The organism is Hyphomonas atlantica corrig. (assembly GCF_000682715.1).
Taxonomy (GTDB): Bacteria; Pseudomonadota; Alphaproteobacteria; order Caulobacterales; family Hyphomonadaceae; genus Hyphomonas; species Hyphomonas atlantica.
The window spans coordinates 42,041-68,692 of the sequence record NZ_AWFH01000002.1 but is presented as its reverse complement, the minus strand read 5'-3'; the positions used below and the strand labels follow the sequence as shown (position 1 = coordinate 68,692).

19 protein-coding genes are annotated in these 26,652 nt (G+C 55.6%); 9 read left to right on the top strand and 10 right to left on the bottom strand.

Features of this window, described 5'->3' with window-relative positions:
- Positions 1-88: 88 nt before the first annotated feature.
- Together HY36_RS03545 and HY36_RS03540 are read left to right on the top strand one after the other, a co-directional pair.
- Positions 89-1,006 carry a VOC family protein gene (locus tag HY36_RS03545; protein ID WP_035548543.1) on the top strand — a complete coding sequence of 306 codons (918 nt, stop codon included), beginning with the start codon at positions 89-91 and terminating at the stop codon, positions 1,004-1,006.
- Positions 1,007-1,139: 133 nt separating this feature from the next.
- Complete coding sequence (locus HY36_RS03540) at positions 1,140-1,856, top strand: enoyl-CoA hydratase/isomerase family protein (RefSeq protein WP_051602475.1); 717 nt, start codon at positions 1,140-1,142, stop codon at positions 1,854-1,856.
- 288 nt (positions 1,857-2,144) lie between these two features.
- On the opposite strand, the gene HY36_RS03535 is transcribed toward HY36_RS03540, so the two are convergent.
- Positions 2,145-3,782, bottom strand: coding sequence for an FAD-dependent monooxygenase (locus HY36_RS03535; RefSeq protein WP_051602474.1), 1,638 nt, complete (start codon positions 3,780-3,782; stop codon positions 2,145-2,147).
- A gap of 408 nt (positions 3,783-4,190) precedes the next feature.
- On the opposite strand from HY36_RS03535, the gene HY36_RS03530 reads away from it, so the two are divergent.
- Positions 4,191-5,588, top strand: coding sequence for an FAD-dependent oxidoreductase (locus tag HY36_RS03530; RefSeq protein WP_035548540.1), 1,398 nt, complete (start codon positions 4,191-4,193; stop codon positions 5,586-5,588).
- 379 nt (positions 5,589-5,967) lie between these two features.
- Here HY36_RS03530 and HY36_RS03525 read toward each other — a convergent pair whose 3' ends face one another.
- From HY36_RS03525 to HY36_RS03505, 6 genes are read right to left on the bottom strand one after another with little or no spacing between them, the layout of a single operon-like run.
- Positions 5,968-7,992, bottom strand: a complete 2,025-nt coding sequence (locus HY36_RS03525; RefSeq protein ID WP_081806018.1) for an FAD-dependent oxidoreductase — start codon at positions 7,990-7,992, stop codon at positions 5,968-5,970.
- 37 nt (positions 7,993-8,029) lie between these two features.
- Entirely contained in the window at positions 8,030-8,152 is a 123-nt protein-coding gene (locus tag HY36_RS18805; RefSeq protein ID WP_276325146.1) for a hypothetical protein, read from the bottom strand.
- Positions 8,153-8,193: 41 nt separating this feature from the next.
- Positions 8,194-9,075, bottom strand: a complete 882-nt coding sequence (locus HY36_RS03520) for an NAD(P)-dependent oxidoreductase (RefSeq protein ID WP_276325148.1) — start codon at positions 9,073-9,075, stop codon at positions 8,194-8,196.
- Positions 9,076-9,098: 23 nt separating this feature from the next.
- Entirely contained in the window at positions 9,099-9,860 is a 762-nt protein-coding gene (locus HY36_RS03515; protein ID WP_035548537.1) for a short-chain dehydrogenase/reductase, read from the bottom strand.
- On the bottom strand, positions 9,850-10,740 hold the full coding sequence (locus HY36_RS03510) for a fumarylacetoacetate hydrolase family protein (protein ID WP_051602471.1): 891 nt from the start codon (positions 10,738-10,740) through the stop codon (positions 9,850-9,852). The genes HY36_RS03515 and HY36_RS03510 overlap by 11 nt, the downstream gene beginning before the upstream one ends.
- A 6-nt stretch (positions 10,741-10,746) precedes the next feature.
- Positions 10,747-11,514, bottom strand: coding sequence for an enoyl-CoA hydratase-related protein (locus HY36_RS03505; protein ID WP_035548535.1), 768 nt, complete (start codon positions 11,512-11,514; stop codon positions 10,747-10,749).
- Between the two features lie 428 nt (positions 11,515-11,942).
- Here HY36_RS03505 and HY36_RS03500 point away from each other — a divergent pair, with 428 nt between their 5' ends.
- Complete coding sequence (locus tag HY36_RS03500; protein WP_035548531.1) at positions 11,943-12,164, top strand: hypothetical protein; 222 nt, start codon at positions 11,943-11,945, stop codon at positions 12,162-12,164.
- A gap of 6 nt (positions 12,165-12,170) precedes the next feature.
- On the opposite strand, the gene HY36_RS03495 is transcribed toward HY36_RS03500, so the two are convergent.
- The gene (locus tag HY36_RS03495) at positions 12,171-14,231 is read right to left on the bottom strand and encodes an acetoacetate--CoA ligase (RefSeq protein ID WP_051602490.1); all 2,061 of its coding nucleotides are present in this window, start codon (positions 14,229-14,231) and stop codon (positions 12,171-12,173) included.
- Between the two features lie 258 nt (positions 14,232-14,489).
- Here HY36_RS03495 and HY36_RS03490 point away from each other — a divergent pair, with 258 nt between their 5' ends.
- The 3 genes from HY36_RS03490 (at position 14,490) to HY36_RS03480 (ending at position 18,190) form a co-directional block, all read left to right on the top strand.
- Positions 14,490-16,019 (top strand): acyl-CoA synthetase, encoded by a 1,530-nt coding sequence (locus HY36_RS03490; protein ID WP_035548698.1) that lies wholly within the window; start codon positions 14,490-14,492, stop codon positions 16,017-16,019.
- Between the two features lie 137 nt (positions 16,020-16,156).
- Positions 16,157-17,299: a CaiB/BaiF CoA transferase family protein gene (locus tag HY36_RS03485; RefSeq protein ID WP_035548528.1), complete on the top strand. Its 1,143-nt coding sequence runs from the start codon at positions 16,157-16,159 to the stop codon at positions 17,297-17,299.
- A 33-nt stretch (positions 17,300-17,332) separates the two neighbouring features.
- A complete protein-coding gene (locus tag HY36_RS03480; protein WP_035548695.1) occupies positions 17,333-18,190 on the top strand; it encodes an alpha/beta fold hydrolase in 858 nt (285 codons plus the stop codon).
- Between the two features lie 374 nt (positions 18,191-18,564).
- Here HY36_RS03480 and HY36_RS03475 read toward each other — a convergent pair whose 3' ends face one another.
- On the bottom strand, positions 18,565-20,943 hold the full coding sequence (locus tag HY36_RS03475; protein ID WP_051602470.1) for a TonB-dependent receptor: 2,379 nt from the start codon (positions 20,941-20,943) through the stop codon (positions 18,565-18,567).
- Between the two features lie 775 nt (positions 20,944-21,718).
- Here HY36_RS03475 and HY36_RS03465 point away from each other — a divergent pair.
- On the top strand, positions 21,719-24,079 hold the full coding sequence (locus HY36_RS03465; protein ID WP_035548523.1) for a TonB-dependent receptor: 2,361 nt from the start codon (positions 21,719-21,721) through the stop codon (positions 24,077-24,079).
- A gap of 147 nt (positions 24,080-24,226) precedes the next feature.
- A complete protein-coding gene (locus HY36_RS03460; RefSeq protein WP_051602469.1) occupies positions 24,227-25,231 on the top strand; it encodes an amidohydrolase family protein in 1,005 nt (334 codons plus the stop codon).
- Positions 25,232-25,417: 186 nt separating this feature from the next.
- Here HY36_RS03460 and HY36_RS03455 read toward each other — a convergent pair whose 3' ends face one another.
- Positions 25,418-26,485, bottom strand: a complete 1,068-nt coding sequence (locus HY36_RS03455) for a CaiB/BaiF CoA transferase family protein (protein ID WP_051602468.1) — start codon at positions 26,483-26,485, stop codon at positions 25,418-25,420.
- Positions 26,486-26,652: the final 167 nt, after the last annotated feature.

The following is a 26,652-nucleotide window of genomic DNA, read 5'->3' as shown; positions in this document are numbered from 1 at the left end:
CCCGCCGGCCTGAGCAAAGATATGGGAGAGGCAGAATGGTGTCCGGGCCAACAGACAGGTTTGGAGACATGGAAGGGGGCAAATCGGCATGAGTGTCTCCTTATCCAGGTTGAGGCGGGTCAGTTGCGTTGTCGAGGACATCGAACTGGCCGTCCGTTATCTTGAATCCTTGTTCCGGGCGCAGCGCCTCGAAAATGTGCCAACGCAGATTCATCCCGGGAGCGGGCGCCATCTGGCTCATATTGGGCTGGGTGACCTTGTGATTGAATTGGTGGCGCCTCAGTCGGCGGATACTGGTTGGGGAGAGCGTCTCGATCAGTACGGGCCACATGTCGCCAGCCTCGCCTACGGTATCGAGGACATGGATCAGCTTCTTGCCGATCTCTCGGATGATAATCTGGAGTTCACCCACACCGAGAGCGGCGTCATTTGGTGCAGGAGCCGCGCCCTAATCGGATTTGATCTCATCCTGGAGCCAGGGGAACAGGGCCCTCTCGCGGAATTGCCCGGGGCGTGGGGGGAGGTCTCACCCATGCTCCATGTGGAAATCACGCATCATGATATCGCCCAAGCGGGAAGATGGTTGGAGCGGCTTTTCGGCTCCAAGCGAGTCGAGCAGGAATTTTCCGAATTTCTGGTTGGAATCACTGCGGGGAGAATGGACATACAGCATTTCAGTCTCGGGGATGCGGTCCTTCAATATATTGAACCGAGACATGATGCGGGTCCCTGGTGGGAGCTGCTCCAGAAAGCCGGACCGAGTGTGCACAATATTACCTGGCTGGTGAATGACATGCCTGCGGTTGCAACGGCTAGCCAGGCCGCCGGAACCCGGGACTTGAGATATTTCGAGTTCGACTATGCGCCCCTGTTCGGCGAGGAAAACAGGATTGGGGACAAGACCGTCGGACGCATCATCGACTGCGCGCATATCCTCGGCTTTCATTTGGAACTGAGCGAGCGCCAGGCCAAGAACATCAATACTTATATGTACAAGGAGGTATGAGCATGTGGAAGAAGACCCGCGTCGCTTATGTGGACAGGTCCCCAGCCGGCGAGTCGGGCACATGAGTGCGTGGACGAGCGAAATTGCTGGTAAAGTCGGAATCGTAACCTTCAATCGACCTCCGAGAAATTTCATGAGCTTTGAAGCTCTGGGGGACCTCTCTGGAATATTGAAGGAGCTTGCGGCACGAAGTGATGTGTCCATCATTATTCTGGCAAGTGCGAATGAAAAGTATTTTGTCTCGCATGCGGATCTCGACGATCTTGAGCAGGTGGCCAGCGGAAAACCGGTAGCTGGTGAACGGTCCGCCTGGCGCACCACACCCGCATTGATCGAGGCCATCCCTCAGCCCGTCATCGCAGCCGTAAATGGCCAGGCATGGGGCGGTGGTACCGAACTGGCATTGGCCTGTTCGGTGAGGGTTGCTGCCCCGGCGGCGACATTTGGATTGCCGGAAATATCAGTTGGCATGGTTCCGGGAGCCGGGGGGGCGCAACGTCTGTCACGCCTCATTGGGACGGGTCGTGCGCTCGAACTTATACTCAGTGGCCGGAAGGTGAGTGCCGAAGAGGCGTTCAGGATGGGCCTTGTAAATGCGATCCTGCCAAACCGGAATTTCCGTCAAGCTGTCATGGACTGGGCTCAGCAATTTGCGAGACATGATTTCGATGCCCTCGTCGCCAACAAGCGCGCCGTTACGGAAGGGGCGAGGCTGGACTTCGAGGCTGGTCTTGATCTGGAACGGAGCCTGGTTATCCCCCGGACCGCCAGCCCGCGTTCGGCTGAACTGCGCACATTGTTGATGAAACGATACGCAGCGGCGTCTCCTGATGATGAGATCGATTTCTAAAGGAGAAGGGTCATCATTGTATGCGGTTGTCCAAGCAGTGAGACCCGGAATTGTGTCAGTTGATTACCAGGATATTGGAGACCGAAATGATGCCGGCAGGTGGCCACCTGGTTATTGTCATTCTTCCTGGCATATGAGACGTCCTTTCGAATTCACCGATCGTACATGCGCTCAGAACGGGCGGGCCCCATTGCCCGGAGAGCGCACGCACACAGGATTTAAAATTCTCGGCAATCGTCGCCCCCTCGAGTAACGTTCTGCGCTGCCAGGCTATTGTCATTATACATGCTAAATTACATCAACCGGGGGTGGGGTGTCATCGAAACCTGCAGCTAGTCTGGCGAGTTGACGAGGATGATCCGGGAGGACATTTCCCGTCCAGACAATGTGCAGATCAGGCCTGACGAGAAGAAATTTACATCCGTAAACGGACTGGACATGCGGCTCTGACTGGGAGAATGTCACCATAGGTGCGTGCAGATGGGAAAAGGCATCTTCGATATCAGAAGTGTCGGCTTGGCCGGTAAGGTCGACAAAGGTGTAATATGCTCCCATTCGGTCGAGTATCGAACTGTCATCGCTCAACCAGATGTGCGGGATCCGTACACCAGGATCCGTTCTGGGAAGGAAGCGAACCGTATCCCATTCTGCCGGCGTGTCCTGTGAGGGAGTGATGAGGGGGGAGCCTGCATATGAATAGCCATATTCGGCTCCAACCATTTCATGAACACGCCGGTGATGCAGATTGGCGCTGCGCGCTGTGCGCAATCGTTCGCGCGCGCCTTCGCGCGTCTCTTCCATCAGTTTTGGGCTGTGGAGGGCGCGCCATTTGCCAAGACCCTGAGCGGCCCAACCGGAGGCTTCAACATTCTTGACGCCGACAGGCCGGCGTTCAGCCTCATAAGAGGACAACAGCCCCGGACCGCCCCACCCCTTTATCGTTCCGGAAAGTTTCCAGGACAGGTCCAGCGCGTCGCCTACACCGGAATTCATGCCGAGCCCTCCCGTCGGGATAACGAGGTGGGCAGCATCTCCAGCCAGAAATACACGGCCGTTCCCATATTTTTCAGCGAGCAGAAGATGGAGATTCCATGGGCTGACATTCAATAGTTTGAAATCGAACTCGATGCCGGGGCCCACCTTCTCCCTCACCCAGGATTCGTAGTCGATATCCTCCGGCACATCTGAATTGAGCGTGAATTCCTTGCGATCCCCCTGGACGATAAGGGCAGACCCTTCGGCATCCGCAAAGTAATAATGACGGCCCTTGCCCATGGGAATGTTTTCATAGAGCTGTTCGGAGTAGAAGCAGATCTGCCTCATGCTGCGTAAATTGCCCTGACCCTCAAGTTTGATGCCGAGCTGTTTTCGGATAGTGCTGCTGCCGCCGTCACAGCCGACGAGATAAGTGCTGCAGACCTTGACCGGATTGTCGTCGGGGTCGGAGTATTCAATCACTACCCTATCTGACATGTCATGAAAGCTGAGGACATCGCACCCATATCTCACCGTGACATGCGGCGTTGCTTCAGCCACCGATTTCAGGAGCGGTTCAAGCTTGTTCTGCGAAACAAGCTGGTAGGGTTCGAGCGGCTGCGAATGATCTGTGGTTTCAGAGATTCGCTGACGGAACTCCGCGACCGTCGGATAGTGAAGTTTAAGCAATGGCTCATCACACAGGCGGGTAACGATGAAAACATCCATGGACGCATCGTCCGGATAGCCCAGCGCCCGGACCTGATCGGCAATGCCGAGGCGGCGATAGAATTCCATCGTCCGCGCATTGGACCGATCCATCTTGGGCCAGGGGCCTGTGGAGTTGTTGCGTTCCAAAATCAGCGTTCGAATGCCTCGTTGACCAAGGTCGATAGCCAGGGTCAGCCCCACCGGACCTGCCCCCGCTACAATTACATCATATCGTTCCAAGTAGTGTCTCCCTGTCTCGTGAACCCCGTGAAGGTGCCCGCCAAGTCTAGGTCAGTTGACCGGCTTGCTGAATGACAGAAACAGCAAGCCTGTGTTCAGGTTTTTAGAAACTAGAAACAGAGGGAAGACCCCGCTATTAGGGAAATGAGAGTGCGTTTGCCCGATTTCGAAACGCGCCGTGTCCGGATGGATCGAGAGAGTTTTCAATATGCCTTCAAGACAGTCCAATAATAGTTCTCAGTCAGAGTGTTCGCCAAGGTTTGAGGGCCTCGGGAAGATCCTTGCGCAAGTTCAGCGAGGGGGCAGGATATATGGAGGGAGTGGCAGACTTCCCTGCAGAGCGACTGCGCGCGCTCGCCTCGCTTTCGACAGGAGATCCGGTGAGCCCAATACGGCAGGAGGTATCGTATGCTAAGGGAATCAGGGAAGCTGCCAACCGAGACAGATGTTTTGGTATTGGGAAGCGGTATTGCCGGTCATTGCGCCGCATTGGCGGCGGCAGAGGCTGGCGCTGAGGTCCTGCTGCTGGAAAAATCGTCCCAGCCCGGAGGGAGTTCGGCGATTGCCGGAGGCGCCTTCGTTTTTTGTGGAACCGAGGAACAGGCAGCAGCCGGACAGAAGGACAGTCTCGACGCATTGCGGCAAGATCTTCTGGAAAGCGGCAAGAACCAGAATAATCCCGAGCTTATTGAGCGGTTCTTGGACAGTCAGCTCGAGACGTACACTTTCCTGAAAAGACATGGAGTCAAATTCGAGCTTCATGTCGTACCGGAGCCGGCAATATCCAGGGCTCATGTAACAGGGACAGGTCGGGCGATCACTGTCTTGCACATGGCCGTGCAGGCTGAGCCAAGGATCCACTACGCCTCTAAATCGCCAGGTATCAGGCTTCACCGCTCAACTCGGTCGGGTAGAGTAGAAGGGGCTGCAGTGCTGTTCGGAGATCAGGAGACATTCATTCAAACGCGCGGCGGCGTTATCCTGGCCACCGGCGGATTTTCAAGGAGCCGGGAGCTGCTTCAAACCTACGCGCCGGAACTGGTAAGTGCCGTAAAACATGGGGGGATAGCCAATACAGGAGATGGCTTGATGATGGCCTCCGATCTTGGGGCAGGGCATGCGGATCTCGGCTATGTGTCTGGTTCTTTCGGAGGAGGCATACGCAACTACCCCCATAATGAGGCGAAAGCCGATGAAATACCCCCGCTCCTGTTTTCCTTCCTGGAGGGCGGTATCATGGTAAACAAGCACGGCGTGCGCTTTGTAAATGAGGGGCAAAGCTACAAGGCACTCAGCAATATAGGAATGGCACAGCCCGAGGGCATAGGATTTCAGATCTTCGACGACCGGCTGATGCAGCGCTCTCATCAAGATACATCCGTGAACAATTACAGAGAGGCTTTGCTCGCAGGCTATATCCAATCAAGCGACAGCATCGCCGGACTGGCTTCATTGATGGGGATCGACCCCATGGTCCTGCAACGCACGCTCGACGAGTACAACAGGCATGCTGCGAAAGGGGGGGATCCGGAATTCGGGCGCGCCATCAATCTATTCCCGATTGATCAGCCTCCCTATTATATCGCCGCGACGGGAAATGCGCTCACCTCCACATATGGAGGCATTACGACTGACGGAGATATGGCCGTCCTCGACTGGTTTGGTGCGCCGATCGAGGGGGTGTTTGCTGCAGGTGAAGTTGTTGGGGGATTTCACGGGGCCGGATATTATAGCGCCTCCTCGCTGAGCAGTTCAGCCACGTTCGGCCGTATTGCAGGTGTGAACGCGGCGGGCGCCATGACGTGATCCGCTGTCGACCTATCCATGAGGCGACCCCTGGTCTGACCATCCAGGCGCGCAGCATGGTCTGTGACCTGAAAAAGTGTGCTCCCGAATTGCCAGACCGGCAAGCTTGCAAGACGGACTGATTCTAGGGCGCCTCAGATGTGGAGGATAATCGATCCTTCTCTGCAGTCAGCCGCCATCAACAGGGACTCCATGGTTGGAGAATCCAGCCCGGTCCGAAGCAATGGCCTGAGGGGTGAAAATCATGACCTTCTCACCGTAATGAGGCCTTCCATTCTTCGCTAGTGATCGATCCAGACAGGCGGGATTCGGAAGGGAATACGGCCAGGTCTTCAATCGGCGGATATATTTCCGGACGGGGAGACAGATTCAGCTGCGCTTAAATTTGCCTCGCCGTGTCGTAAGCGTGCGCTATGTTATTGAAGATTGTTCCTGCATTTTCCGAGCTGATGTCATGCGCGTCCCCGACGATATAGGTGGAGGCCCCCAATGATTCTGCGACTTCCACAAGGCTGCGTTCAGAGCGGCGATCACTGGCGAAAACAATTGTATCAATCCCTGAAAGCGTATCAGGCGCGCCGTCACCGATAAGGGTCACCGATCTCATGTCCGGAGTCAGTTGGATGTGGTGAACATTCTTGATCCGCCTGACATTCTTAGCATTTTGTCGGTTCAACAGATACCAGCGGTCATGGGCAGCAAGCTTTCCACCAAAATGGTTCAGCGCTTCTGCAACTACGACTCTGCGCTCCCCCTGGGCTAGATAATCTGCGACAACCATACCATTCTGGTCGCCTCCCACCACCAGAACATTCTCACCCACATCTAGCTGGTGCTCAACGAGATCATCCAGCATCATTATGTCGATATCTTCGGCATTCATCACGACATCCATCATGTCTTGCGGTACGACGGGCGCACTTCCTGTGCCGAGAATGACGACATCCGGACTTAAATCCTTCAACATGGACTCGGTAACTTCCGTGTTCAGATGTACCTCAACACCCATTTTGCTGAGCTGACGTTCATACCAGGGCACGATGTCGCCGATTTCCCTGCGACCGGGCATTTGGCGCGCGAGCAGTATCTGCCCCCCGAGCTGGCTCCGTCGTTCGAACAGCATAACATGGTGTCCGGAGTATGCGGTGCGACGTGCGGCTTCCATGCCGGCCAGGCCGCCACCGATAACAAGTATCCTTTTGGGGTTGGCAGCAGCCGAATCCGGTATGTCGATACAGGTAAGTTCCCGTGACATTCTGGGGTTGACGACACAGCTGGCATCGCCGCCCCCATTGCGAAGCAGATGTTCGTCAATGCAGCCGCGACAATCGGCGAGACAGGGGCGTATATCGTCGAGACGACCCTCGCGCGTTTTCAGAAAGATTTCCGGGTCGGCGATTGTGCCTCGCCCAAAACAGACAAAGTCCGCTTTGCCGGCCGCGACAAGGTCTCTTGCCATTTCGGGATTCTTGATCCGGCCGATCGTCCCGACTGGAATGTTAACATGTGGCTTCACGGCTGCGGCCAGGTCCGTATAGCATCCCTGAGGCTCATACATCGGGGGGATGGTAAGTTTTGGTGACCCCACCAATCCTGCAGTGACGGTTATGTAATCGGCACCAGCCTTTTCAGCCAGAGGGGCGAGACGACAGGATTCTGCGAGGGTCCAGCCCTCCTCGCCAAGGAAGTCATCGCCATTATACTTCAGACCTACAGCTATACGGTCACCGACTTCGGCGTTCACCGCAGCGACAATTTCCAGCAGGAAGCGGGTACGGTTCTCGAATGACCCCCCATATTCGTCCGTCCGTTTGTTGAAAAGCGGTGTGAGAAAATTGCTGATCAGATAGCCGTGCCCTGCATGGATTTCCACAAAGTCGAACCCGGCATCGGCGCATCGTCTTGCGGCAGAGGAAAAATACTTCACGATATCGGAGATTTCCGCCTTCTCGAGCGCCCGGTTTGGCTGACCTCTATATCTGGCCGTGCCATCCCCGCGCGCTGTCCGAACATTGGATGAGAGCCCTGAAGGAGAGAACAATTCCTCGTGACTTGTCCCTTCCGTGCCGCCCCCATTCCACAATTGAATGCCAAACTTTACATCATATGCATGGACTGCATCGACCAGTTTGGAGAGGGAGGGGACAATATCGTCGCTATACAGCGCAATACCGGCATGGGGGCCATACAGCCGTTTCTCGGGCGGGACAACTTGCGACGCGCCAATTGCGATCATCCCGGGTTCGCCGCGCGCCCGCTCGACATAATAGGCAATCATTTCGGGAGTAATCTCCCCATTGGAATCAGTTTTCGTTCCTGCCGACATGCCCGCCATCATCAAACGGTTCGGTATCTGGAAACGCCCGAGCTTCATAGGTTGATACAATTCCGGAAGCTTTTGCATGTTCGGGCCCTCGCAGACTAAAAATAATACAGACGTACTAAATCAAATTGAGGGGGTTTGGCCAGAGGATTATTAAAATGATGTGCAAGATGACCGACAGATCGAGCGCAAAGCAGCTGACATCGATCAGGGCGTCAAAGGGCGTGGCAAGGTCACGCATGGCCGAGCGGAGACAGAAGCTACGCTTTCATCACGCCTGGCTCAGGCCTCCCTGTCGTGCTCGGGCGGCGACTGCAATATCCGGAACACTGAATCAAAATGCGTTGTCCCCGGCAGAGGCACGCCGGATTTGTGGCCCATGTCGAGGGCGATGGTGAGATCCTTCATGAGGATTCCCAGTTTTCCTCTATAGTCCGGATCGATCCGCCCGGCATAGAATTCCACCAATCCCTCGATGAGGAATCTCACTGGACTGAAATCGTCAGCTTTCAGGGAGCGCTGATATTCCTGCGAAATGTTAGATTCTGCGAATCCGCCCGCTATGGCCTCGGGGATGCGGACAGGGGGAATTCCATAGACCGAGGCCAATGCCACGGCTTCTGCCAGTGCGGCCATGTTGCCGAAATTGATGATCTGATTGCAAGCCTTCGCCGCCTGGCCGGCCCCTGCAGGGCCCATATGGGTGATCTGACTTGCAAAGGAGGAGATGACCGGTGCCACGCGCTTGAGAAGATCGGCATCCCCACCAGCCATGGCAGCAAGGGTGCCGGCCTTCGCCCCTATGGCTCCCCCGGAGACGGGAACATCCAGAAAATCAATGCCATGACTGGAGAGCTGCATGGCCAGCTCGCGCGTGAATTCCGGCGATACGGTGGAATGGTCCAGGATGATTTCAACCATGCTATTCGCGCTGCGGGTCACGCCATGCGATCCGAACAGAATGTCCTTGGTGGCGTCGGGACTGTCAACGCAGATGCAGAGAATTGTTGTCTGGCTGGCGAGATCCGCCGGATTGGTTGCCGTCCTGGCGCCGCCGATCGACAAGGGAGTCATTTTACTGGCCGTTCGGTTCCAAACGCTCAGGGGAAAACCCTTTTCCAGCACTCTTGTGGCCATGGGGGCCCCAATATCGCCCAAACCCACAAATCCCACATTCTCCGGCGCGCTCACGCCATCGCTCCATCAATTGCCACGATCGCGCCACTTGTATAGGTGGAGCGGGCAGAAGATAGAAATACGACGGTATCGGCGATTTCTTCCGGGCGCGCCGCGCGCCCGAAGGGGAGGGACGCCATCAGTTCAGGCCATCTGCGTGATGTGCCGAATTCGCGTTCAGCCTGCGCCTGCAACAGCATCCGAAATCGTTCCGTCGAGACTGGTCCCGGATTGACCCCCACCACTCTGACGCCGTCCTGGCGGGCCTCCTGCGCAAAACCTGTCGTGAATGACATAAGGGCCGCATTGCCGCTGCTTCCTGCAATATAGGCAGGCTGTGGGTGCGATCCGGCGGCCCCGATAATATTCACGACCACGCCGCGGCGACTTGCCAGATCAGGATAGCAAGCCTGTGTCAGCCCGATATAGCCAAACACTTTCAGGTCCCAAGCGCGCTTCCAGTCTGCTATCCCAGTTCCGAGCAGATTGCCGGGAGGAATGGCGCCGGCATTGTTGACAAGGATATCCATGCCTCCGCTTTCTTCTGCGACGTGGTGAAAGATATGCGGGTCTGACAGGTCAGCGGCAATGGTGGTCACGGACGTTCCAAATGTGCTTTCGATGGACGCGGCAGCTTCTGTGAGAAGAGCGCCGGTTCGTGCGACCAGAACCAGTTCGCAGCCCTCTTTGGCAAAAGACCTGGCGATTGCGAGTCCGATCCCCTTCGTGCTGCCCGTGATCAGGACTTTCTTTCCGCTGAGCTCAAGATCCATGTTCTGAACCTTCCGGTTGAAATGCATTCTCGATATGCCCGAGTCCTTCGATTTCACAGCGAACGCGATCGCCCGCCTTCAGGAATGTCGGAGGCTGCAGGGCCACGCCCACGCCGCCCGGTGTGCCTGTGAAAATGAGGTCGCCGGGCTCAAGGGTTACGGCTTTCGACACATGCGCTATCTGCTCCCATAGGGAAAAGACCAGATGCCGTGTGTTCGAGTGCTGGCGCAATTGACCATTTACCCAGGCGCGAATCGTGAGGTCATGAGGGTCGAGCGAGGGATTCGCCAGTGTAATAAACGGTCCGAAGGGGGCATGGCCATCGAAAGACTTTCCAAGCACCCATTGGGGGGAGGACAATTGCCAATCGCGCACCGACACATCATTTCCGATGCAATACCCGAAGACGTGCTGGCTCGCTTCGTCCGGTGAAATATGCCGTCCGGCCTTGCCGATTACCGCAACCAGTTCGACTTCATAATCTACCTGATGCCCGGCCCGTGGGATCTGCACATCAGCATAAGGATCATTCGCCGCTGTTGGAAATTTGCAAAACCACAATTGACGATCAGGCATTGGCATGCCGGTTTCGGCGACATGATCGGCATAGTTCAGGCCGATCGCGAGAATCTTTCCGGGGCGATCAATCGGTCTTCTCAGATCGCTCAACCGGATCGGTTCGGGATCTTTCGCCTCTGCTGCAAGCGTGTGAATCCGCGGTGCAAGGTCTTCCCAGTTGGAAATGAGCGAGATCATGTCGTCTCCAATCCCGGGAATCATGTAGGAAAGAGGAAGTGCTGAACCGTCCAGAAGAACAGCCAGGTGCGTGTGGCCTCTGATCGAGACGCGGCCGAGTGTGACGGGGGCGGCGGGGGACATGCGGGCTTACCTGCCAGTCCAGACGGGGGATCGTCTTTCTGCAAAGGCCGAGAGCCCTTCCTGTGTATCGGATGATTTTGAAAGCATATCAGCGAGCTGCAATTCCAGAGAGTACAGGTCATCCAGCGTGTGCACAGGCGCCATGGAGCGGCGTGCGATCCTCTTTGTCGCGCGCAAGGCCAGGGGCGCGCATTTTTTCAGCTTTTCGGCCCACGCCATGGCGGTCTCCATGAGCCCGTCCTCAGGAGAAATTTCATTCACCAGACCAAAATGAAGCGCTTCGTCAGCGGACAAGGTGTCGCCGGTGAGCATCAATCCCATTGCAACATGGTAAGGCATACGCTTTGGCAACATGCGGGCACCGCCTCCCAGCGCGGCAAATCCCACCTTGGGTTCAGGCAAGCCGAACCGGGCGCGAGGGTGACTGACAATTATGTCCGCTTCCAGGGCGATTTCCCATCCGCCGCCCAGTGCCAGACCATTGACGGCTGCGATCAGGGGCTTGTGGAATTCGGTTCGGTGCGAAAGTCCGGCCCAGCCTGATTTCGGCATCGGCGCATGAAAATCCTCAACAAGATCGTGTCCGGCACAAAAAGCCTGATCGCCTGTACCGGTCACAATGGCCAGCCACAAATTGTCATCTTCCAGAAAGTCATCCCAGATCATCGAGAGTTCATGACAGGCGGGGGCGTGCAGGCTGTTGAGAACGGCTGGCCGATCCAATGTGACAATCAGAAAATTTCCAATTGTCTCCGTCCTTACAAAGTGTGTCATATGGATTCCGTTCTTCAGTTTCGGACGTGATGCAACCTGAAGATCAAATTAGAACACATGTCTAAAACCCGGGTCAATCCAGTTGTGTGTTTCGCTACAGGCATGGCGTCACCAGAGCGTCGGGCCGTACAGGGTCTGTTCTCTTTAAATACAGACAAAATCCGCAATGGCGCGAGTAACGCTATTCTATCGGGTTTCCTCCCATTGTCGGCGATAGCCGGTTCAAGTGACCCAAGCATGAAAACAAAAGTACTGATCCATCGCTCTGTCCGGTCGTGGAGACAGTCATAAAGGACAGGCCTTTGAGACCGATCCTGGTTATGGATGAGATGGTGCCCGTCCGATGAGACACGTATCGTCACTGCCATCATTGTTCTGGTGGATGGAAGGCATTCGCGCCCGAGAAACTCAATACACTCAGTGTCGAGATGTTGACCGAGGCGGCTCAGGCCATCGATCTGGCAGGTGACCCGACCGTAGCGCTGGGACCAAGCCGGGAGCAGGTCATGAAAGCCCTGATTCGCGGTTTCGACGACCTGCTCGCGGTTGAGCAGGACCATCAGCAGGTTGCGGGAGCAGCGCGTGACATCAGGGAAGGTATGGCGGCGTTTGCGGAAGGGCGACGCTCCCCTGTATTCCCTCGGAAATGATGTCCCTCATTGCCCCTTCATTCCGCTTGTCAGATTCTGTGACAGTTTAACATACCAATCCAGGGAAGCGGGATCTCTCATCAGGTCGGGATTTGCTACTTTCGAGGCCGGCAGGCCCTCAAGAATTCGCCGAATCGGAACCTCAAGACGTTTGCCCGTTATTGTGTAGGGAATTGATGGGGCAAGGAGAATTCGGTCAGGTACGTGTCGGGGACTATTGGTCTCTTTCAGGGCCCTCCTGATCCGCTGTTCAAGTTCGGATGTAAGGGGATCATTGTCCTGGCGCGTCACGAACAAAAGCATTTCTGGCTCCCCGTTCAGGAGGGGGGCGATCACCATGCAATCCTCGATCTCTCGGATATGTTCGAGGGTGCGATAGATTTCCGCGGTGCCAATTCTTACTCCATGCCGGTTCAGCGTGGCATCCGATCTCCCATGAATATAACATCCTCCGCGGGTATTGATCACGAAGAGATCACCCTGGCGCCATACACCCGGGAAGTCGGAGAAATAGCTGTCATGATATCTCTGCCGATCCGGATCGTTCCAGAATCCGACAGGCATGGAGGGGAAGGCCGCGCAGATGACGAGTTCTCCGATTTCGTCGCGTACGCTTTCTCCGGCTTCATTCCACGACTCGACATGGATGCCCAGAACGCGCCCCTGCATTTCAGCGGCATAGACGGGGAGGAATGCCACGGCGCCGGTTATGGCGCTGCAAATTTCCGTGCCGCCCGACTGAGAGGTGACCCAGAGGTCTTCCTTAACATTCTGGTAAAACCACGCAAATGTATGGGGCGTGGAAGGCGCGCCTCCCAGGATCACCATTTCCAGGGCGGACAGGTCAAACGCCGTCGCAGGTTTGACGCCATCCTGGTCCATTTTTGTAACGAGGCTCGGGCTGAGACCAAGAACCGTGGCGCCAGACGCTTCTGTAATATGCCAGAGTGCTGAACTGTTCGGGTAGAGAGGATTGCCATCATATATGACGACTGAGGCCCCCGTTACGAGTGCTGAGTAAAGCGAGTTCCAGACCATCCAGCTTGTTGTGGTGTAGAAGAAGATCGTTGAATCGGGCCTGAGTTCCGCACAGAAATGCTGCGCGCGCAATTGTTCCAGAAGCATGCCGGCATGGCTGTGAATGATTGCTTTTGGCAGGCCAGTCGTTCCGGATGAAAAAAGGATCCACAAGGGATGATCATGAGCGACCTGTTCATACCGGAAGTCGCTTGCATCCGGAGCCACGGTCTTGGCCAGCGCGTCCCAAGGGAGTGTATTTGCCATGAGGCGGGCCGGGTGGGAGGAGGGCTTCCGAAAGGGAACATGTACCACATGTTCCAGGCTGGGAAGTCCGGCGATGATCTCCTCGACTTGGCGGGACCGATCTCGTTCAACGCCTGCGAACGAGTATCCATCAGTGACAAATATCAGTTTCGGGTCGAGCTGTGCAAACCTGTCAATTACCGTCCCGGCTCCGAATTCCGGGGCCGCCGACGCCCAGACGGCTCCGATGGCGGTGGCCGCCATCATGGCGATGGCGGTCTCGGGAATGTTCGGCAGATAAGAAACAATACGATCTCCAGGCTTTATGCCCAGGTTTCTCAGCGCAGTTGCCATGCTTCTGACAGAGCTGCCCAATTCGGCCCAGCTGATTTGCAGGTGAGGGCCTGTTTCTGAAAAGGCGTGAATCACCGTCCGGTCCGGATTGTTGGCTTCGTGCCGGAGCAGATGCTGGCAGAAATTCAATCTGGCGCCTTCGAACCACACAGCTTCAGGCATGGTCGCGCCCGACAGGATGGAATTGTAAGTCCGGGAGGCATCGACCTGGAAATATTCCCAGAGGCTTGCCCAGAATGTGTCGACCTCCTCGACGGACCAGGTCCAAAGGGCTTGATAATCTTCGAAGACGTGGCCTTTTTCATGCTCCAGCCATTCCGTGTAGCGAAACAGATTCGAGCGTTCCACGCGCTCAGCCGTGGGAGTCCAGAGCAGGTCGCCCTGAGCAACGCTCAAAGACACATTCCCCGTATCGGTGCCTGTCTCTGCGTCTTTGAGTGGGTGCGGCATCATATGTCTCCCTCGGTGCGATCTTGAGCGTCGCAATATCTGGATAGGACGTTAGTATTATCTGCCCGCTTTGAAAACAAGCGGGATGGAAAATACCCTGTCAGACTGTCGAAAAACGAGCCGGATGTGCCGTGTTAACTCCGATGAGGTCATGCTTGCCAAGCCACAATTCCTCTTATACTAAAACAAGCGTATCAAAATAATAATTCCCCAAAGGCCTGCCGGGATGCGCCATTGGGACGGGAGAAAATCATGGATCTGCACACCTATAATCACGCGCGCCGTACGCCGGAGAAAATCGCCTATAAATTGGTGCCGAGCGGAGAGAGCGTGACTTATCAACAGCTGGAAGCCCGCTCAAACCAGTGTGCCCAATTGCTTCGACGAGAAGGGCTCATGCGCGGAAGCGTTATCGCCATCCTCATGGAAAATCATCCGCGATATCTTGAGATCGTCACGGCTGCAGATCGGGCCGGACTTTACTATACGTCAATCTCGACACAGCTGACGGCGCCTGAGGCGTCATACATTGTTCAGGATGCTGGCGCGAAAATCCTGTTTGTCTCCAAAGCGAAATTCTCATTGGGCAAGGCCATTGCCGAACTTGTCCCCGGCCTCACTGTCTTCCTTGTGGATGGTGCTGCGGACGGCGCGCGCGACTATCTGGCTGAACGTGAGGCGTGCCCTGTCGGGCCCATATCAGATGAGAGCCAGGGCGCGCCCATGCTCTACTCGTCCGGGACCACAGGTCGGCCCAAAGGGGTCAAGTTTCCGCTACCGGACGCCCGGATTGATGAGATGGACGGGCTGACCGGCTTGGCCGTGGACTGGTTCGGATACAATCCCGACATGGTCTATCTATCACCTGCGCCGATGTATCACACCGCCCCATTGCGGTGGTCTATGTCGGTCCTGAAGGTCGGGGGCACGGTCATCGTGATGCAAAAATTCGATGCCGAGGAATCGCTTCGTCATATTCAGGATGAGCGGGTCACCCACTCCCAATGGGTTCCGACGCATTTCGTGCGTATGCTGAAACTCCCTGAAGGCGTGCGGGAATCCTATGATCTGTCGAGTCTCCAATTGGCATTTCACGCTGCAGCGCCTTGTCCAGTCCCCATCAAGGAAAAGATGCTCGACTGGTGGGGGCTGATCATACATGAATTCTATGCCGGTACCGAGTTCAATGGACTCACGGCGATTGGGCCGCAGGACTGGATGACACACAAGGGATCGGTGGGGCCGGCAGTCTTCGGAAAAATCCATATCCTGTCAGAAGACGGCGAGGAGTTGCCGGCCAGGAAGGAGGGTCTGATCTATTTCGAAGGCGGCAATGCATTCAGTTACCATAATGATGACGAAAAAACCCGATCCGCCTATAATGACAAGGGCTGGAGTACGTTGGGGGATATCGGCTGGGTGGATGAAGAGGGCTATCTCTACCTGACTGACCGCAAGAGTTTCATGATCATCTCCGGCGGGGTGAATATCTATCCCCAGGAAATCGAGGATGCCATCATTACCCATTCACAGGTTGCCGATGTGGCGGTCATCGGCGCGCCGGATGATGATCTTGGAGAGCGGCTCGTGGCGATTGTGCAACCCCTGGACTGGTCCGAGGCAGGGGATGCGCTGGCAACATCCATCCAGGAGCACCTCAAAGGTCAGATCGCGAAGATGAAGATCCCCAAACAGATCGATTTCATGAAAGAGGTACCTCGGCACGCGACGGGCAAGCTTTACAAGCGCCATTTGCGGGATGCGTACTGGCAGAAGGTCAAATCCTGAACGCGTGACCCGTTCCGGGTCGTCTGACAATCCTTCCTGATAGATCCGTAGACGAAGTATTATGTCAATTACTTGAGCCTGTTTCCATTTAAACCGAAGATGTGACCCCATTCTGGTCTGTATAAACGGAGAATAATATGATTGATCCGAGGGATGCCCCTTGTAAGGGAGTGCGCATTGTTGAGTTTGCAACGATGGTGTCTGGTCCGTTCGCAGGCCAGATGCTCTGTGATCTGGGTGCCGAAGTCATAAAGATAGAACCCGTGAGCGGGGATCCGATGCGCGCGATGCATCCAAAGCAGGGTGACCTGCCGGCATTTTTCCAGCAGGTTAATCGAAACAAGAAGAGTGTCTCGCTTGATTTGAAGGATGAAGCTGATCGCGAAGCCGCACGAAATTTGTGTTTACAGGCGGATGTGATCATCGAGAATTTTCGTCCTGGCGTAATGGACCGTCTGGGGCTCAGCTATGAAAGCCTGCGTGGCGATAATCCCGGACTCATTTTTGCGTCCATTACCGGTTATGGATCAGAAGGGCCGTATAAGGATCGACCGGCCTATGATCACGTGATCCAGGGACTGGTCGGGGTGATGGATGATTTCGGGCAATATTCAGATGACAAGGCGCCTGTGCCGGTTCGCAATTTTCTCGTGGACAAGGTCGCCTCGACGACACTGACCCAGGGTATCCTGGCTGCCTTGCTGGCGCGTGAGAGGAATGGCGGAACAGGCCAGACGGTATCCGTCTCCCTACTTGAGGCATATGCCGCGCTGATGCTGCCGGCGATCATGATCAATCACACATTCCAGAATGAGGATGCCGAGCGCATCCGAAAAATCGACATGTATCATCCGATACGAACTCAGGATGGGTACGTGATCGGACATATACAGACCGATGCCCAGTTTGAAGGCATGTGCCGTACCGCGAATAGGGACGAGTTGATTGGCGATGAGAGATTCAAGGATGCATGGTCCCGCATGACCCATTATGAGTCCTTGTGGGCAGAGATGGAAAAAGGCACATCGAAGCAGGATACGCGGACCGTCATAGAAAAGGCTGCGAAATACGGGGTTCCCCTGGCACCGGTGAATACCATTGATGATTTTTTCTCAGACCCGCAAGTTCGCTATAATAAGACCTGGTTCGACATTGAGGATCCAGATTATGGAACAATCCGAAATCTCTGTTATCCGGTTCGGTTTGGCACATCACAGATAAGGATTGAGCACAGAGCCCCACGTTTCTGTGAGCACCAAGATGAGATTCTAAACAAGTGAGTCTGAACCCGATAACAGAAACTGGAGCGTATGATGACGATTTGGAATGATTTCCTGGGATGTGAAATCCGCTATATAAACACCCCAAATTTCGGACGGGTGAGAATCGCGGAATCTGGCAAAGGCGAAGGCAAGGATCCCTTGTTCCTCCTTCATGGCATTGGCGGGCATCTGGAAGCCTATGCCAAGAATGTCAAACCCCTCTCCTCCGACTTTCATGTCATTGCCTATGACTTTCTCAATTGTGGCTTCTCGGAGAAACAGGATACGGCGTTCAATCCGGTCACCTTGTCAGAGCAATTGGCTGAAATCATGGATGTGCTTGGCTATCAGAGGGCCAACATATCGGGGGAGTCGCTGGGCGGCTGGGTCGCGGGAACATTTGCCGGAATGTATCCGGAGCGCGTAATCAAGATTCAGCTGAATACGACAGGCGGGATAGAGATCACGTCCGAAAAAGGCGAAAAGGACATGGTCGAACTCGTCGAGCTCATGAAGAAAAGTGCCGGCACCCCCACTTATGAAAGCACCTTGTTGCGCATGAAGTGGCTGATGCATGAGCACAATCATCATCTCCTGGATGAGGAATTGGTGGGGACCCGGCTGAGTATCTATTCTCATCCGGACATGGAGGTCGCCAATAAAAGCATCGGGGCGTTTGCTGCGTCTGACCATCATGCCTTTGACATACCCCTGGAAAAGATCAGCTGCCCGACCATGTTTCTTTGGACGCGAGACAATCCCATACACACACTTGATGCTGCGGAACTGGCCTGTTCAAAAGTTGCGGGCGCCTCCTTGTATGTAATGGACGCAGATTCCAAACATTGGCCTCAATTTGAGGCACCGGATGAATTCAATCGTGTGACGCGGTCATTTTTTCTATCTTGAGTGCAGGCTCGGAAGACGTCTTCATTTCGACAATTATATCTCTCGCACTGCCTTGGCGTCACGTCGGTCGCCAAGGCAGTGCTGCAAGTGCACCGCGAGATTGTCGATTCCGCGAATGGAGGGGGTTCGCCTGATGCCCCGTGGATTGTTTGCGGAATGACACCCTGATCCGGCCGGGTCTTGCGGGTTTCGGAAGTCGGGTCACGCTCAAGACGGCTCTGAATATGTTCAGCTATCCGGGGCCGCTTGCGCCCAAACCTCCCTTCAGCCAATGTCAGGAATGGATCCGGGACTCAGTGTCGTGAACGTTGAAGCGACCTGCGGGAGACAGGGCTCCTGCAGGTCGCCGATTTCTGGCAGGGAGATGTTCCCGACTAGAACGCGTAATTCAGGGTTACCCCGAAATTTGAACCCTGACCCGCATAATGGTAGCTTGTATCCACGCTGTTATTGTCCGTGGTCCGATAATATTCGTCTGTGACATTGCGTCCCCAGATCTGAATATCCCAATTGCCATCGACGGGTCCAATCCCGGCGCGAAGATCCAGCAAGGTATAGGATGGCAATATGGGGGCGCCCCCACTTCTTTGCGGGAAGCGTGAAAACGCGTCGCCAACATAGGTCAGACCAGCGCCCACATACATCTCCATGGAAGAATTCACATTCCATCGATACTGACTATCGGCAACAATCGACAGATCAGGAGTGTTGGGGAGTTCGACCCCCTTCACATTTGAAACATCCGTCGGGCTCAGACCGGTCGGTACGAGGAAGTCCTCCGTCACTTCAGTATCAAGATATGTTGCGGCAACGCTCAGATCCAAGCCGTCGAGTGGGCGGGTCACGAGCTGAAGCTCGATGCCCTGAACTTCACTTTTCGGAACATTCCCCAGAGCGGGAAGTACACCGAATGCAGGATCATATACCAAATATGGCACCTGCTTGTCTTCATAATCATAGAAGAAGGCAGAGCCGTTCAGCTGGGTTGTCCCATCAAAGAGCGGTGCCTTGAAGCCCGCTTCGTACGCGGTAATGCGTTCCTGGGTCGTCGGGGTATAGGAGGCGCGGGTCAGGCCGCCAGCGGGAATGATCGCGCCGGATTTGTATGCCCTGCTGATATTGGCATAGATGATGGTGTCATTCAGCAATGAATAGGTCAGCCCGGTCCGCCAGGAGACATTGTCTTCGCTCAGGGTCTGCGCAATAGGCCCAGTCGGCACGGCATTCGGCCCCGCGCTGGCTTCCAGCATGATGCAATCTCCCCCTACGAGACCCGGGCTGCCCGGGCCTAGCACACTGGCCAGGAAATTCACGAAATCAGGCAAGCCGGGATCACCCGGAGCGCTATCATCACCGGATGTGCAGCTCACAGAATCTATGCTGGAATCTGTGTAGCGTCCGCCCAATTGAACAGAAAGCTGCTCTGTCAGCGCGTATTCCAGATTCGCAAAAAATGCTGCTGTCTCGATCGAGGAGGTATTTTCTGAGTTAATGCGATCATATGCAAAACCTGGTCCGAACGCATAGTTCGCAGACAGATCTGAATCATAGAAGAGGCTGTTGATCACATCGCTGTCTTCATAGTTCAGACCGAAGACCCAGTCCATTCGATCTGTGGCGCCTGACAGTCTCAGCTCCTGACTGAGGGTTTCCGCGCGGCCAAATGGATTGATCGTCAAATTGTCGAAAGCCACGCCATCCTGGTCGATCTTCTTCACGATCTCGACTTCCTGATAGGCGGTCAGAGATGTCAGTGTAACGCTGTCGGTCAGCGCATAATTGGTCCGCAATGAATAGAAATCAAACTGGTTGTCATTGGTATTCGTCCCGGGTGTCCAGTCTGCCAGTTCCGGGGAATCAGGGACGATGACGGCGCTGGAAAGGGCCGCCTGATTGACAGGGTTGGGATGTGTGTCACCGCCGAAGGCCGGGTGAAATTCGGAAAACTGTCCTGCCTTGGCGTCTGACTTGTCTCTGGCCAGGGTTGCATTGAAGGAGAAGTCGAGATTTTCACTGGCCTGCCAGTCAATCAGGAGCCGGCCTCTCGACAAATCGCTGTCGCCGAGTTCATCGCCCGGACGTGTCACGCTTTCCTGCCACGCGCCGCCCTGTGTGACGCCCAGGGCCAGGCGGGCCTGGACGGTGTCAGCAAGAGGGCCGCTCAGATATGCTTCTGCATCGATTTTTCCATGCTGGTCGAATGAGGACGAGATGCCGGCGGACAACTCGTCTGTCGGTTTTGCGGCAATGAAATTCACGGCGCCGCCCGTGGCATTCTGACCGAAAAGCGTGCCCTGGGGGCCCTTCAGTATCTCGACCCGCTCGAGATCAAAGGCTGCCCCCGAAGTCATGGCCGGCGAAGGGAGTCCGACTTCATCAATATAGACAGATACGGCTGGGGCTGCGCCGACGCCGCTATCATACAAATACAGGCCTACACCCCGCAAGCTGTAGACAGGTGACCCGCTATTGGTTGCCGTCGCTGTGAAGCCCGGCACGAGCTTGTCCAGGTCATCCACATCCTCAAAGCCCCTGGTTTCAAGATCTTCTGCACTCATGGCAACAATGGACATGGGCACATCATTTACGTCCTGGGCCCGCTTCTGGGCAGTCACGGTTACAGCATCCAGAACCCTTTGAGACTGCTCGACTGCCCCCCCATCGTCTCCCAATTGTGTCTGAGCGACCGCATAGCCGCCGCCAGCTGCCAGGATCGCGGATCCCGAAACCATAGCCAAGAATTTCATTGTCATGCTTTTCTTCCCTCATCTGATCGTTCCGGTCACCCGCGTGTGCAAGTAGAACGAATATATAATTATGGGTGCAGCTAGTACGAGTGTTTTTATTACGTCAACCGTTTTGAGAGGAGGTGGGAATTGAGCGGGCACCATGTTGCAAATATGTTGCTTTTGCGAATTCCGGATATGTGGGGGAAGGGGCAGGCAGGGTTCGGGGCGGGACGTGCAAGTGGGCGCCCGGGAGATTCCGGGCCCGGATTTCAGGGCGCCACCCTCAAGGCAGGGCCTGCCGCGTAGGAGGGGGCGGTTTACAAGAAGCAGCGGGGTCATGGGGCGTGTCAGCGCGTGAGGGCCGGGCCATCCGCAGGAGAGTGCGCCAGAACGGGTTCGGCCTAATGCCCGTCCTCCTGCGGTTCAGGCTGGGTTGAGCCTAAAGGCCGGGAAATCAGGGGCCAGCTTGGCCGGCAAGCCTGCTGCGCCGGGGCGGTTCAGGGCATCCCTGGCGGATGTGCGTGAGATGACGTCCGAATTGGAGCGGCGGCGCTTGACGAAATAGTACAATCGTTTCAGGGTGAGAGCGCATAGAACGCAAGCGCATTGTACGCTTGTCGTGCGGAGGGAAGGCGGCCGTTCACGCGGAGGAAATGCGAAACGCTGATCACTGCGGCGAAAAATCGAGGTCCTGCCATGCTGGCAGGGCTCGCCGGATAAGCGATTCAGGTCCCACCGGGAAGCGGTCAGAACTTGATCAATGAGAACGCTTTGGAAGCGTTCGAATGGGAGGAATATCATGAACAAACCGTATGAATTTCGAATCCTGGCAATGGCATCGACGGCCATGGTCTTGGCGATGAGCTCCGTACAGAGCGCAGAGGCGCAGGAAGACGGCGGGGATGTCAGCCGTAAGCTCGACACTGTAACCGTTACGGCGCAGCGACGAGAAGAATCTCTGCAAGAGGTACCGATCCAGGTATCAGTTGCGACAGCTGAAGTGCTTGCCGACAAGAATATCGACAACGGAACACGGTTCAACGTGATTTCCCCGAGTATCCAATTGCGGTCAGCGGATGAGCCTGCGGCAGGCGTTCGATTGCTGATTCGTGGGCTTGGAACGACGGGTCCCAGTGTTTCCCTGGAAGGTGGGGTCGGTGTCTTTGTCGATGGCGTATATCGCAGCCGGAACGGTGCGGCCCTGTCAAACTTCCTCGATTATGAAAGTGTTCAAATCCTGAAGGGGCCGCAGAGCACACTCTTCGGGAAAAACACCTCGGCCGGGGCGGTCTTGTTGACGAGCACAATGCCGAACTTGTCCGATACGGCAGGAAGTTATGAGATGCGTTTGTCGAATTTCGACAGTCGCATGTTCAAGGGCGCGGTCAACCTGCCCTTGATCGAGGACAAGCTTGCGGTTCGCACGGCGCTCATGGGGTTCAACAATGGCGGTTTTGTGGAAAATGTACTCACGGGGCGGACAGAGGATCAGACCGAAGGGTGGGCAGCCAAGGTGTCAGTGCTGTTTGAGCCTTCCGACACGGTCAGTTTCAATCTCATTGCGGATTGGTCCGATACGACCGGCGATTGCTGTGCCCGCGCTGTATACACGAATACCGATGGGGGGGTGACGCGTATCCTTGATGCAATTGGCGCGGCCCAAGGCCTGCCCAATACAACGCTTGAATACATCAATGGCGGGGAATTTCGCACAGCGGTCCGAAATAATGGGGATCTGGCCTTGAGGGACAAGGGGCTGACACTGCGATCAGAGTTCGAACTGGGTGCGGGAAATCTGACATCAATCACAGCCTACCGCGAATGGTTTTCCCGCAATCGCAATGAGCAAGCCCTGTTCAGCACGGTGGATGTCCTTGCGTTCTCCCCCCAGTTCCAATCAGAACAATTCAGTCAGGAGTTGCTCTATGACGTTCAGATTTCGGACTCGATCGATGCCATTTTTGGCGCCTTTTATTCCGATGAGGACATGCTGCGGGAAAGAACGCTCTTCAATGGCGCAGATGCGCAGGCCTTCATCACGGCTCTGACTACGATCCCTTCAGGGGCGACGCCGGGCACCGTGATTCAGAAAGAATATATTCCGGGCACGGCCAAGAGCATGTCTGTCTTTACAAACTGGACCTTTGATCTGACGGACAAGTGGACCTTCGCCGTGGGCGGACGCCTGTCGAAGGAAGAGAAAACGGGGGCGTATGACAATCTCATCGATCCGCCCGCTGGATCGGCCTGGACCCTGATAAATGTCTTTCCGGCGCCGGCATTTTCAGATTCCTATGAGGAAGACGCGTTTTCCGGAGCTGCCAGTCTGAGTTATCATCTGAGCCGGGATGCGACCATGTTCGGCAAATTGAGCCGGGGTTTCAAAGCCGGGGGGGTCATTCTGGACAGTACAGCAGCGGGTTCCCCTGCGACCAATCCTGAGCTTGGGGCAGGCCGTGTGCCGCTTGACCCCACTTACAGGTCTGAATTTGTAAATGCGTATGAGCTAGGTGGAAAATTCGTCTATTGGGATGGTCGGGCTTCAACAAATCTGTCCTTCTTCTATAATGACATTGAAGACCTTCAGGTTCCCCAATTCCTGGGCGCCGCCTTCTCCATCGTGAATTCGCCCTCTGCCGAAGATTATGGGATCGAGGTCGAGAATAATTTCGTTCTCAGTGATTATCTCACACTCAACCTGGCCGCGACATACATTCCGCATGCAGAATATGGATATGATGCCGACCTCGAGACGGCAACGTCGGCCGGCGCGGCGGTCAGTGGGGAGCGGTTTCTGTTGACACCGGAATGGGCGTCAACAGCTACACTGGATTACGAACGCCCCTTCAACGACCAGATCGCCTTCATAGCTTCTGCGGGATACCAGTATACTTCCGAACAGCGGACCAATTCCGGTGCCCTGCCGACACAGGGGTCGACAGGCTATGTCGCAAATCAGCAACCTGATACGTGGCTGGTCGATCTCAGTGTCGGACTGAAGCAGCTTGAGCAAGGATGGTCGTTTAACGCGTATTGCAACAATTGCACGGATGAGCGGTATGTCGGTGCCGAATTTGGAGCAACCTTCCAAACGGGTTCCTTCATGGGCTTCCCGGCAGCGCCTCGTACCTGGGGCGTTGCCTTGCGCGGGAAGTTCTAGATCGCGTGCCGTCGCAGTCAGTACAGCCAGTCCCCGCGCACCTGCGGGGGCTGGCATCTTCCGGGCTTGCTTTGAGTGTCGCATGCGCCAGACTGGACGCCCCGAACAAGGGTTCCGCTCAGGCGTTTACAGATAGAAAGATGTAATGTGTCCAAACTGATAGATGTCCATACGCATGTCACGCCGTATCAGTTTCCAGAATGTCCGGGTGAGCCCTTCGCATCGAAGTGGCCATGCATGAGGTGTGGCTCCAATGTCGAAGCAACGCTGATGATCGGAGACAGGCCTTTTCGCCAATTGGATGACAGATCCTGGGATCTGGCGAGACGACTGACAGACATGGATCGTGATGGGGTAGATGTCCAAGTGCTATCGCCGATGCCGGAACTTTTGTCCTATTGGCTCGATCTGGCTGGCGCCGAAATCATATGCGACCATGTCAATGCGCAGATTGCTGGAATGGTGTCCGCATCCCCAAGCCGGTTCACGGGATTGGGGGCGCTCCCTTTACAGAATCCCGCCGGTTCGGGCCGCTATCTCGAAAGAATCCGGAGCGAATTCGGATTGATCGGCGTGGAGATCGGAAGCAATATCAATGGCCATCTGTTGGGCGAGCGTATGTTCGATCCGTTCTGGGAGGCTGCTGAATCCCTCAATATGGCGGTTTTCGTGCACGCGCTGCATCCAGTCGCGACCAAGTCGCTCGATGTCACCCCAACTTACACCGCCTTTGCCGGCTTCCCCATAGACGTCGCCATGAGTGCCGCCTCAATGATGTTGAATGGGACCTTGCAGAGATATCCGAAATTGAGGGTCGCGTTCAGTCACGGGGGAGGCGCCTTGACTGCAATATTGGGACGTCTCGATCGAGGATGGACGGCGACGGGCGGGTACGGAATTGAGGGTTTGGAGGCGCCGAGCATTCAGGCGGCCAGATTCTTCTACGACAGCAATGTGTATGATGCTCATGGCCTTTCAAGTCTTGCTACAGGCATGGCGCCAGGACATGTCTTTGCAGGAACCGATTATCCCTATCTGATCCAGCAGGAAGAGCTGGATGCATATCTACGGGCAACTCATCTTGGCCAACAGGCTCTTGATGATTTGCGTGAAGGTGCCGCTCGGCGTTTCTTGAATACGACGTTCGACTAAACCGTTTTCAGCCCCCCGGCGCGCGTGAGTATCGGTGGCTGCCCGCAAGAACAGACCTGTGTGCGAGGCGCGTGCATAGGGGCGCGCCATCGCTGAAGCGGCCGTTTTTCTAGAACTGATCCGAATGTCCCTTTATTGGCGTGCGGGAAGATTTCGCCGGTCGGTCAGGAGAGCGGTGCCCTTCTGTCAGGAATTGTGCGCGCTCGGCATTTCGACCGTCTCCGGCACGCGCGGAGGGGCCATCGGCGTCAGTGAGTATTTCGGGGCAGGCGCTGGTTGCAGGATGCCCTCGACCTCAATGAACGCATTACGGGCTTTCGCATGAGGGTGGAGGGGCGCCTCTTTCAGACTCAGGACCGGTGCGAAGCAGATGTCAGTGTTTTCCATAAGATCGCACCAATGGGCCTGCGTCTTCTCCTTGATCAGAGAGGCGATGACCTTTTTCAGTTCAGGCCATTTGGATGTATCCATCTGATCGGCAAAACGTGCATCGTCTTCCAGGCCAAGAGACTGCAAGAGCAAAGTGTAAAACTGGGGCTCTATAGCGCCGATTGAGACAAACTTGCCGTCTTGTGTCTCGTAGACACCGTAAAAGGGAGCGCCCCCATCCACGATATTTGCTTCCCGTTTATCCTGCCACAAGCCGGTTGCCATATATGAGTAGAATGCGGCCATCAGCTGGCCTGACCCTTCCGTCATGGCGCAATCGATAACCTGGCCTTGTCCGGTGGCCTGCGCATGCAGTAGGGCTGCGGTCAGGGAAAAGGCAAGGAGCATGCCGCCCCCTCCGAAGTCCCCGACCAGGGCGAGTGGCGGTACCGGATGCGCCGACGGTCCTATTCCATGCAGCGCACCGCTCAGGGCGATATAGTTGAGATCATGTCCGGCAGCCTTTGACAGGGGGCCAGTCTGTCCCCAGCCCGTCATCCGGCCAATCACCAGACGGGAATTCCGTGCCAGTAGGCGATCGGGAGACAGTCCCAGGCGCTCCAGGGTTCCGGGCCGCATTCCTTCGAACAGGGCGTCAGCATCTTGCACGATGTCCAGCAGCCGCTCCTGGTCCTGGGCATCCTTCAAATCGAGATGAACGATCATGCGCGACCTCAGCATCGCGTCATGTCTGTCGACCATGACACCGGGCCGCTCAATGCGAATAACGGTTGCGCCCGCATCCGCCAGCAACATTCCGCAAAAGGGTCCTGGCCCAATACTGCCCAGTTCGACGATCTTCAATCCATTCAGCGGTCCCGGCATATTGTTCTCCTTTAGCACTTTGCTGAAAACTAGAACATATGTCCTAAATGGAATCTATAGGTGATCAGCCTTTTGCGAAAATAAGAACTTGCCAAGCGCGTTATAGAAAAACGGCGCTCGCCTTATGGCGTCATCGCGGCTCATGGGTTAGGGCTGGACGAATAGAA

Excerpts from the sequence above, each read along its gene's own strand:
- HY36_RS03465 (WP_035548523.1), top strand. The coding sequence starts at position 21,719 with ATGAACAAACCGTATGAATTTCGAATCCTGGCAATGGCATCGACGGCC.
- HY36_RS03480 (WP_035548695.1), top strand. The coding sequence starts at position 17,333 with ATGACGATTTGGAATGATTTCCTGGGATGTGAAATCCGCTATATAAAC.
- HY36_RS03510 (WP_051602471.1), bottom strand. The coding sequence starts at position 10,740 with ATGTCCCCCGCCGCCCCCGTCACACTCGGCCGCGTCTCGATCAGAGGC.
- HY36_RS03500 (WP_035548531.1), top strand. The coding sequence starts at position 11,943 with ATGTTGACCGAGGCGGCTCAGGCCATCGATCTGGCAGGTGACCCGACC.
- HY36_RS03540 (WP_051602475.1), top strand. The coding sequence starts at position 1,140 with ATGAGCTTTGAAGCTCTGGGGGACCTCTCTGGAATATTGAAGGAGCTT.
- HY36_RS03495 (WP_051602490.1), bottom strand. The coding sequence starts at position 14,231 with ATGCCGCACCCACTCAAAGACGCAGAGACAGGCACCGATACGGGGAAT.
- HY36_RS03485 (WP_035548528.1), top strand. The coding sequence starts at position 16,157 with ATGATTGATCCGAGGGATGCCCCTTGTAAGGGAGTGCGCATTGTTGAG.
- HY36_RS03525 (WP_081806018.1), bottom strand. The coding sequence starts at position 7,992 with ATGCAAAAGCTTCCGGAATTGTATCAACCTATGAAGCTCGGGCGTTTC.
- HY36_RS18805 (WP_276325146.1), bottom strand. The coding sequence starts at position 8,152 with ATGCGTGACCTTGCCACGCCCTTTGACGCCCTGATCGATGTCAGCTGC.
- HY36_RS03455 (WP_051602468.1), bottom strand. The coding sequence starts at position 26,485 with ATGCCGGGACCGCTGAATGGATTGAAGATCGTCGAACTGGGCAGTATT.
- HY36_RS03515 (WP_035548537.1), bottom strand. The coding sequence starts at position 9,860 with ATGGATCTTGAGCTCAGCGGAAAGAAAGTCCTGATCACGGGCAGCACG.
- HY36_RS03530 (WP_035548540.1), top strand. The coding sequence starts at position 4,191 with ATGCTAAGGGAATCAGGGAAGCTGCCAACCGAGACAGATGTTTTGGTA.
- HY36_RS03475 (WP_051602470.1), bottom strand. The coding sequence starts at position 20,943 with ATGACAATGAAATTCTTGGCTATGGTTTCGGGATCCGCGATCCTGGCA.
- HY36_RS03545 (WP_035548543.1), top strand. The coding sequence starts at position 89 with ATGAGTGTCTCCTTATCCAGGTTGAGGCGGGTCAGTTGCGTTGTCGAG.
- HY36_RS03505 (WP_035548535.1), bottom strand. The coding sequence starts at position 11,514 with ATGACACACTTTGTAAGGACGGAGACAATTGGAAATTTTCTGATTGTC.